This window comes from Xanthomonas sp. NCPPB 1128 (genome assembly GCF_001043115.1).
Taxonomy (GTDB): domain Bacteria; phylum Pseudomonadota; class Gammaproteobacteria; order Xanthomonadales; family Xanthomonadaceae; genus Xanthomonas_A.
In genome coordinates, this window is record NZ_LFME01000062.1 from 1 (window position 1) to 7,834 (window position 7,834).

Annotated in this window: 5 protein-coding genes and 1 pseudogene; 1 reads left to right on the plus strand and 5 read right to left on the minus strand. The window is 71.9% G+C overall.

Annotation, left to right across the window (positions count from 1 at the left end):
* Window positions 1–260: 260 nt before the first annotated feature.
* A pseudogene (locus tag ACP93_RS20615) lies at window positions 261–1,733 on the plus strand (carboxylesterase family protein); the annotation flags it as partial.
* Between the two features lie 185 nt (window positions 1,734–1,918).
* On the opposite strand, the gene ACP93_RS20620 reads toward ACP93_RS20615, so the two are convergent.
* The 5 genes from ACP93_RS20620 to ACP93_RS20640 form a co-directional block, all read right to left on the minus strand.
* Window positions 1,919–3,094, minus strand: a complete 1,176-nt coding sequence (locus ACP93_RS20620) for a GGDEF domain-containing protein (protein WP_048492530.1) — start codon at window positions 3,092–3,094, stop codon at window positions 1,919–1,921.
* Window positions 3,095–3,296: 202 nt separating this feature from the next.
* The gene (locus tag ACP93_RS20625; protein WP_048492531.1) at window positions 3,297–4,844 is read right to left on the minus strand and encodes a PepSY-associated TM helix domain-containing protein; all 1,548 of its coding nucleotides are present in this window, start codon (window positions 4,842–4,844) and stop codon (window positions 3,297–3,299) included.
* Window positions 4,841–5,113 carry a hypothetical protein gene (locus tag ACP93_RS20630; protein ID WP_048492534.1) on the minus strand — a complete coding sequence of 91 codons (273 nt, stop codon included), beginning with the start codon at window positions 5,111–5,113 and terminating at the stop codon, window positions 4,841–4,843. Before ACP93_RS20630 ends, ACP93_RS20625 begins: the two co-directional genes overlap by 4 nt.
* The gene (locus ACP93_RS20635; RefSeq protein WP_048492532.1) at window positions 5,103–5,393 is read right to left on the minus strand and encodes a hypothetical protein; all 291 of its coding nucleotides are present in this window, start codon (window positions 5,391–5,393) and stop codon (window positions 5,103–5,105) included. Before ACP93_RS20635 ends, ACP93_RS20630 begins: the two co-directional genes overlap by 11 nt.
* A complete protein-coding gene (locus ACP93_RS20640; protein WP_228136114.1) occupies window positions 5,393–7,648 on the minus strand; it encodes a TonB-dependent receptor in 2,256 nt (751 codons plus the stop codon). Before ACP93_RS20640 ends, ACP93_RS20635 begins: the two co-directional genes overlap by 1 nt.
* Between the last annotated feature and the right edge of the window lie 186 nt (window positions 7,649–7,834).

A 7,834-nucleotide genomic window follows, 5' to 3' on the forward strand; every position in this document is an offset into this window, starting at 1 on the left:
GGGGGGGGGGGGGGGGGGGGGGGGGGGGGGGGGGGGGGGGGGGGGGGGGGGGGGGGGGGGGGGGGGGGGGGGGGGGGGGGGGGGGGGGGGGGGGGGGGGGGGGGGGGGGGGGGGGGGGGGGGGGGGGTGGGGGGGGGGGGGGGGGGGGGGGGGGGGGGGGGGGGGGGGGGGGGGGGGGGGGGGGGGGGGGGGGGGGGGGGGGGGGGGGGGGGGGGGGGGGGGGGGGGGGGGGGGGGGGGGGGGGGGGGGGGGGGGGCACCCGCAGCGGCCGCATCCGCGGTGTGCGCAATGAGGGCGTGTGCGTATTCAAGGGCATTCCCTACGGCGCCGACACCGCGCCGCAGCGCTTCCAGCCGGCGCTGCAGGAACGGCCTTGGCTCGGCGTGCGCGACTGCAGCGCCTACGCCGCGTCGGCGCCGCAACGCGGGTCCGAGCCGGTCAGCGAGGACTGCCTGTTCCTCAATGTCTGGACCCCGGACCTGCGCGACGGTGCGAAGCGTCCGATCCTGTTCTACATCCACGGCGGCGCCTACAACAACGGCTCCGGCAGCGACCCGCTGTACGACGGCGCGCGCCTGTGCCAGCGCGGCGACGTGGTGGTGGTCAGCGTCAACCACCGCCTCAACGCCTTCGGCTATCTGTACCTGGCGCCGTTCGGCGGCGACGCCTATGCCGCCTCCGGCAACGTCGGCCAGCTCGACCTGGTGCAGGCGCTGCAGTGGGTACGCGCGCATGCGGCCGAGTTCGGCGGCGATGCCGACAACGTCACCGTGTTCGGCCAGTCCGGCGGCGGCGCCAAGATCGCCACGCTGATGGCGATGCCTGCCGCGCAGGGCCTGTTCCACCGCGCCTGGACCATGAGCGGGCAGCAGGTGACTGCCGCCGGGCCGCGGGCCGCCAGCCAGCGAACGCAGTTGCTGTTGCAGGCCCTGCAGTTGGAACCATCGCAATTGGACGTGCTGCGCACACTGCCGCTGCAGCGCCTGCTCGAGGCCACGCGCACGCCCGATCCCTCGCGCGCCGAGACCACCGCGCTGTACCTGGGCCCGGTGCTGGATGCGCAGGTGCTGCACCGGCATCCGTTCTGGCCGGACGCGCCGCCGCAGTCGGCGCGCATCCCGATGGTGATCGGCAACACCCGCGACGAGACCCGCGCCTTCCTCGGCCACGATCCGGCCAACTTCGCGCTGAGCTGGGACGCCCTGCCGGACAAGCTGGCGCAGGAGCAGTACGTCGACCTGTCGCCGCAGGTGGTGATCGCCGAGTACCGGCGGCTGTATCCGCACTACACGCCGAGCGAGGTGTTCTTTGCCGCCACCACCGCCGGCCGCTCCTGGCGCGGCGCGGTGGAAGAAGCCGAGGCGCGTGCGCGGCAGGGCGCACCAACCTGGGTCTACCAACTGGACTGGAGCTCGCCGCTGGACGGCGGCAAGTTCGGCGCCTTCCACACCCTGGACATCCCGCTGGTGTTCGACAACATCCGCCAGCCCGGATCGCGCACCGGCGACGGCGCGGACGCGCAGCGCATGGCCGATGCGATGAGCGCCGCGCTGCTGGCCTTCGCCCGCCACGACGATCCCAACCACGCCGGCCTGCCGCGCTGGGAACCGTATTCGCTGGCCCAGCGCCAGACCCTGCTGTTCGACACCGACAGCCGCCTGGCGCACGACCCACGCGGCGGCGAACGCCGGCTCTACGCGCAGGTGCCGTTCGTGCAGCGCGGGACGTTCTGAGTGGTCCTAGCCAATCGCCGCGCACGACGTTCGCGGCCGTGGACGAAACCCGTGTGCGCGCCTGTCGAAAGCAGAGGCGCGCTTCCCAGGCCGGTTGGTGTGCCGCGTCGGGACTGAAGTCCCTCCCACAACGGCTGCGGCTGCGTCGGCGTCAGTCGCGAGGGCTGGTGCGCCGGATCGCCGCCCTACCAGCCTGTGTCCTCGGCCAGCACCACGCGGTTGCCGACGGCGCGCGCGGAATCCAGCAGCGCCTCGGCACGCTGCATCAGCGTGGCCGGCGTGTCCTCGGGCGTGGCCAGCAGCGCACCGACGCTGACCGTCAGCGGCTGCGCGTCCGCCGCGTCCTGGGCGATCGCCATCACCTCGACCATGTCGCGCAGCGCCGGCGCCACCTGGCGCAGGTGTGCGCCGCTGGCGTCGTACAGCACCAGCGCGAAGCGGCCCGCGCCGATGCGCATGGCCACGTCCAGCGGCCGCAGCAGGCACTGCATGGCCTCGGCCACCTCCAGTACCGCGCGGTCGGCGGCGGCGGCGCCGTGGCGGCCGGCGAACGTCGCGAAGCCGTCCAGTTCGACCAGGATCAGCGCCAGGCCGCGCTGCAGGCGCCCGCGCTCGGCCAGCGCCACCGCCAGGTGCTCGTCGAAGCGGCGGCGGTCGCCCAGCCCGGTGAGCGCGTCGCGCAAGGCCTCGTCATCGCGCACCCGCCGCTGCAAAAATCCCTCGCGCCGCGAATGCTCGCGCAGGTAGCCGCCGACCGCGCCGACCGGCACCGCGGTCCACAGCAGCCACTGCAGGCGCAAATAGGCATCATGCGCCGCGCCGTCCAGCAGCAGGTGGCCGGACACGGCGCTGATCGCGCACAGCAGCAGCGCCACCGCCACGCTCTGCCACAGCGCCAGGCCCAGCGGAAAGAACCCGGCCACGATCACCAGGGTCATCACTGCGGCCGCATAACGCAGCTCCTGCGGCGGGTAGCCGATGCTCGACAGCACCAACCCGGTGCCGCCGACCAGCAACAGCAGCGCAGCGCGGCCGGGACCATGCGTATCGGCACGGTGGATCGCGGCCGCCACCCACAGCAGCGCCAGCAGGGTCGCCACGCGCACCGCCACCGCATAGCCGAGCAGGCCGCCGCCGCGCCAGCCGAAATGCAGCGCGTCCCAGCCCAGCAGCAGCAGCGCGATCAACACGCCCAGCGAGGCCGCCACGCGCTGCGCGAAGCCCAGCGTGGCGGCGGTGTAGTGGCGGTACGCCCGTTCCAGCGGAGGATCGAAACGCAGCGCGGCGAATCCCTTGCGCAACTGCGCCGCGTAGGCCTCGCCCGGCGGCGCGTCGTTTGGCTCCTGGTAACGCTCGTGCATGCAGTCCCCTGTCGACGGCAACGCGGCGCGAAGTGGGGAGCAGGTCACATCAGATCGTGCAACCCCACTCCATTTCGTGCGAACGCTGCGGTGCCCACGTCGAGACCATGAAAAAGCACCGGCGCGTGATTGTCCACTTTCGGGACGATCGGTTGCGTGACAGCGGCACCCTACTGCGTCGCATGGCGCGGCAAGCGGTGCGTCAACGCGGCTGCGGGAATGCCCACACGCTGTGCGGATCGCCGCCTTGCCCGCGCCGGTACGCCGCGCGCGCCATCTGCCAGTAGGCCCAGGCCAGCGCCAGCGCGCAGGCGTCGATCGCCAGCAGCGTGCCGCTGCTCCACGGCGCCACCCAGCCGGCGGCGTCGCGCAAACCGGCCAGCGGCACCAGCGTGGTGAGCGCCGCGCAGGCCAGCAGCAGTTCGTAGGCACCGCGCGCGGTCGGCCGCAGCAGTGCCCAGGCCACGCCGAGCGCGAACACCGCGTAGTAGGCGACGCGCTCCATGCCGGGCGGCAGCAGGCGCGCGGCCACGAACAACGCCGACACCCCGGCCACGCAGCCCAGGCACACGCCGGTGGTCAGCCGTGCCATGACGTGGGTGCGCAGCGGCTGCGTGTGCTGGCGGCGCTTGCGCCGCGCTTCCACCCACAGCAGGTTGCCGCTGTAGAACAGGAACGCACCACCCAGCCCGAGCAGGAAGTACAGCCACTGCAGCGGCCAGCGCCCGTAGTTGCCGAAGTGCAGGGTCTGCAGGCCGCGCAGCGCCGCCACGCCCGGCGACATGGTCTGCGGCGACAGCACCCGCAGCACCTTGCCGTCTGCCGCGCGCAGCGCCACCCCGGCGAGATTGTTGAGCCGACGCTGGTCCTGGTGGCCATAGAGTTCCACCTGCGCGTTGGCGTCGCCGGCATCGTGGAAGGACAGGCTCTCCGGCACGAAGCCGGGATTGGCCGCGCGCGCCCGCGCCACCAGTTCGGCCACCGGCAGCATCGGCGCAGGCACGTGCGCAGGCTGCACGTGCGGGGCCAGTTCGAAGTCCGGCTGCAGCACCTGCATCAGCTTGCCGTCGAACACCAGAGCCTGGAACGGCGCCAGCAGCAGCACGCCCAGGGTCAGCACCGCGCCGGACCAGGCGAAGATCACGTGGAACGGCAGCGACAACATGCCGATGGCGTTGTGCGCGTCCTGCCACAGGCGCTTGACGTTGCGGCCGCGGCGCAGCGCGAACAGGTCCTTGAGCAACACCGGCGCGTACAACACCACGCCGCTGACCAGGGCCAGCCCGTACAGCAGGCAGACCACGCCGAACAGGTAGGTGCCGAAGGTGCGCGGCAGGCCGGCGGTGAAGTGCAGGTCGTACAGGAAATCGACGAAGCCGCTGCGCTGCGGCAACTGCACCGGCTGCCCATCGGTCCCGGGCTGGAACTGCACGATGCCGCCGAAGGCCTGCTGCGCTGCCGGGCCGAACGCGTAGAACTGCGGCAGCGCGCGGCCTTCGCCGGGCAGCATCAGCGTGTAGGACTCGGCCAGCGCCGGATGCCGTGCCAGCACCGCATCGGCCAGCGCCTGCGCGGCCTGTTGCGGCGGCAGCGCCGGGGCCTGCACCGCCGCCGGCCGCGGCCACTGCTCCAGGTCGTGGGTGAACACGTTGATCGCCCCGGCATAGAAGGCGATGAACAAGGCCATGCCGGCGAGCAGGCCCATCCAGCTGTGCGCCGACAGGAACTGGCGCAGGGTCGCGGCCTTCATGCGCTCACCTGCACGAGGTGGGTGGCCTTGAGCAGGAACAGCGCCACGTAGCACAGCGCGGTCGCCGCGCCCAACCACAGCCACGCGCGCGCGCCACTGCGAAACACGAAGGCCAGCGACATCGCGCCGACCCACGCCGGGAACACCAGCAACAGCCACGGCAATGTGTGCACCTGCAGATCGCCCGGCCACAGCAGCACGCACAAGCCGATGACACCCACCGCCAGCGGCAGGCCCAGCACGATCGCCGCCAGCCACCTAGCCCACATCGGCATCGCCTCCCTGCAGTTGCCGCCACGCATCCAGGTATGGCAAGGCCACCGCCGTCAGCATGATCGCGCTCAGCGCGGCGAAGACACCGGCCCACACGCCCAACGCGACGATCGCTGCAACCAACGCAGCCACGCAGAGCAGCGTGCCGGCCACGCGCAGCGCGCGCGCATGCCGGCGCCACGCCGGACGCAGCCGCTGGTGCGTGGTGGCCAGGTAGAACGCCAGCGCCGCCGACGCGGCGGCGAGCAGATAGGCAGCGGTGGCCAAGGCGGACATCACCAGCGCGCCTCGAAGCCGATGCCGACCACGCGTGGCGCGCCCAGCAGCGCGATCGGGTCGCTGGCCCAGCGGTACTGCACGTAGTGCCGGTCCAGCAGGTTGTTGGCGAAGATCCACGCGCTCCAGTCCAAGGTTTCGTAGCCGAGCTTGGCGTTGACCAGGGTACGCGAGGCCAGCTGCGCCGCGCCGGCGCCGACGTCGGTGTAGACGCGGTCGCGGAAGCTGGCGTTGAGATTGGCCAGCCAGCCGTCGGCGAAGCGCCAGTTGGCGCCCAGCGCGGCGGTCCAGCGCGGCGCGTAGGCGAACTCGCTGCCGGCATAGTCGGTGACGTCGGCGCCGACGATGGTGGCGAAGCTGTCGTAGCGGGTGCGCGAGAAACCCAGCGAGCCGTACCAGTCGAAGGCGTCATCGAGGCGATGGCTCAGCTCCAGCTCGCCGCCGTACAGGTGCGCGCGGCCGGCGTTGACGGTGTTGTAGTCGTAGCTGTTGAGGCCGAAGTAGGCGGTGGCCTGCTTGTCCTTCCAGTCGATGTAGTAGGCGTTGGCGTTGAGGGTCAGGCGCCGGTCCAGCCACTGCGAGCGCAGCGAGGCCTCGTAGTTCCAGGTGTATTCCGGGTCGTAGGCGAAGGCCTGGCTGCGCGCGACGTTGAAACTGGAGCCGCCGGAGCGGTAGCCGCGCTGCACCACCAGGCTCGCCGACAGGTCCGGGTTCCACTCGTAGCGCGCGCCCAGCTTGGGCAACAGCGCATCGAAGTCGCGCGTGTTCCATGCCACCTCGCCGCTGGCCGAACGCACGATGCCGGCCACGCCCTGATTGATCGCGGCGACCGCCCGGTACAGCGCGGTGCCGCTGGCGGCGAATGTGGCCGGATCCGGATATTGGCCGGCGAACGTCGCAGCGGTGTCCGAGGCCATAGCGTAGCGCTGGCGGTCGTAGCGCAGGCCGCCCAGCAGCGAGAAGCCGCCGGCGATGCGCCACTGCCCGTCGGCGAACAGCGCGCGGTTGCTCGAGCGGCTGGGATTGGCGGCACTGTAGTCCACCGGAATCACCGGCAGCACCTGCGCATAGCGCGCGGCGATGGCACTGGCGCTGGCGGCCGGGAAGCCGGCGCTGCCCAGCAGCCGCGCGATCGTCGCAGTCGGGGTGGCGACGTTGGTCAGCGAGCGCGCATCGTTGTCTTCCACGTGTCGCGCCCAGTACGCGCCGACCAGGCCCTGCAGCGCCACGCCTTCGTAGCGCAGGCGCAGTTCCTGCGAGGCGGTGGTGGTGGAGATCTGCCGCTGCGAATAGGCCGTATTGGCCGGGCCGCGGTCCAGGTCCCAGGTGCTGAACGAATCCACCTTGTTCCAGGCGCTGACCGAGGACAGCGACCAGGCCTCGGCGAGTGCGTAATCGGCCTGCAGGGTGACGATATCGCTGTCGGTGTGGTTGCGGTCCGGGGTGTTGTTGGTGGTGTAACGGTGCTCGAAATAGTCGGGCAGGTCGGTGCGCACGTAGCTGTACATGTACGGCCCGGTGCGGTGCGCACGGGTGTAGCCGAACTGCACCTTGAGCCCGGGCAGCGCCGACGGCGTCCACAGCAGCTTGCCGCGGTAGATCGCCGAGACCAGCGCGTCGTCGGCGGCCTGGCGGGTGAGGTTCCAGTTGTAGCCTTCGAAACTGCGCTGCTCGACCGAGACCCGGAACGCCAGTTCGTCGGCGACGATGGGTCCGCCGACCGCGCCGGCCAGGCTGCGGTCGGACGGATCGGAGGCGAGCACGCGCAGCTTGCCCTGCCAGTCCATGGTCGGCTCGGCGGTGCGCAGGATCACCGCGCCGGCCAGCGCGTTCTCGCCCTGCAGGGTGGATTGCGGGCCGCGCAGGATCTCCACCTGCTGCAGGTCCCACAGGCTCAGCGGCGCCCAGCTGATCGCGGTCTGCGGCAGCGCCGCACCATCCAGATAGATGGTGGCCAGCGGCGCATCGCCGCCGCCGTCGATGTCGCGGATGCCGCGGATGCTGAAGCCGGCATCGCCGTAGGTCTGCGCCACGTTGGCGGTGCGGTTGAACACCTCGTAGACGCTCTGCAGGTTTTCCTGCTCGATGCGCGCCTCGGTGGTGACGGCGACCGAACTGGTCGTGTCCTGCACGCTGCGGCCGCTCTTCTCGCCGGTGACGACGATCTGGTCGAGGGTGGTGGGATCAGGGGGAGGCGCGGCATCGCCGCTTGCCGCGCGCGTTGGCGGCGCCAAGCCGATCAGTACGGACACCACAGACAAGAACAACACCGACCGCGCGACGCGCATGCACCACTCCCCCGAAGACTCACGGATGAAGGCATGGCGGCGGCTGTGCCCGGCTGCCGGATGCGGCAGCGCTGGGCGCGGACTTTAGCAGAGCGGGGGCTGGGTCGCCATGGGATTTGGGATGGGTGGCGGGTTTGCCTCGGGCCTTGGGGT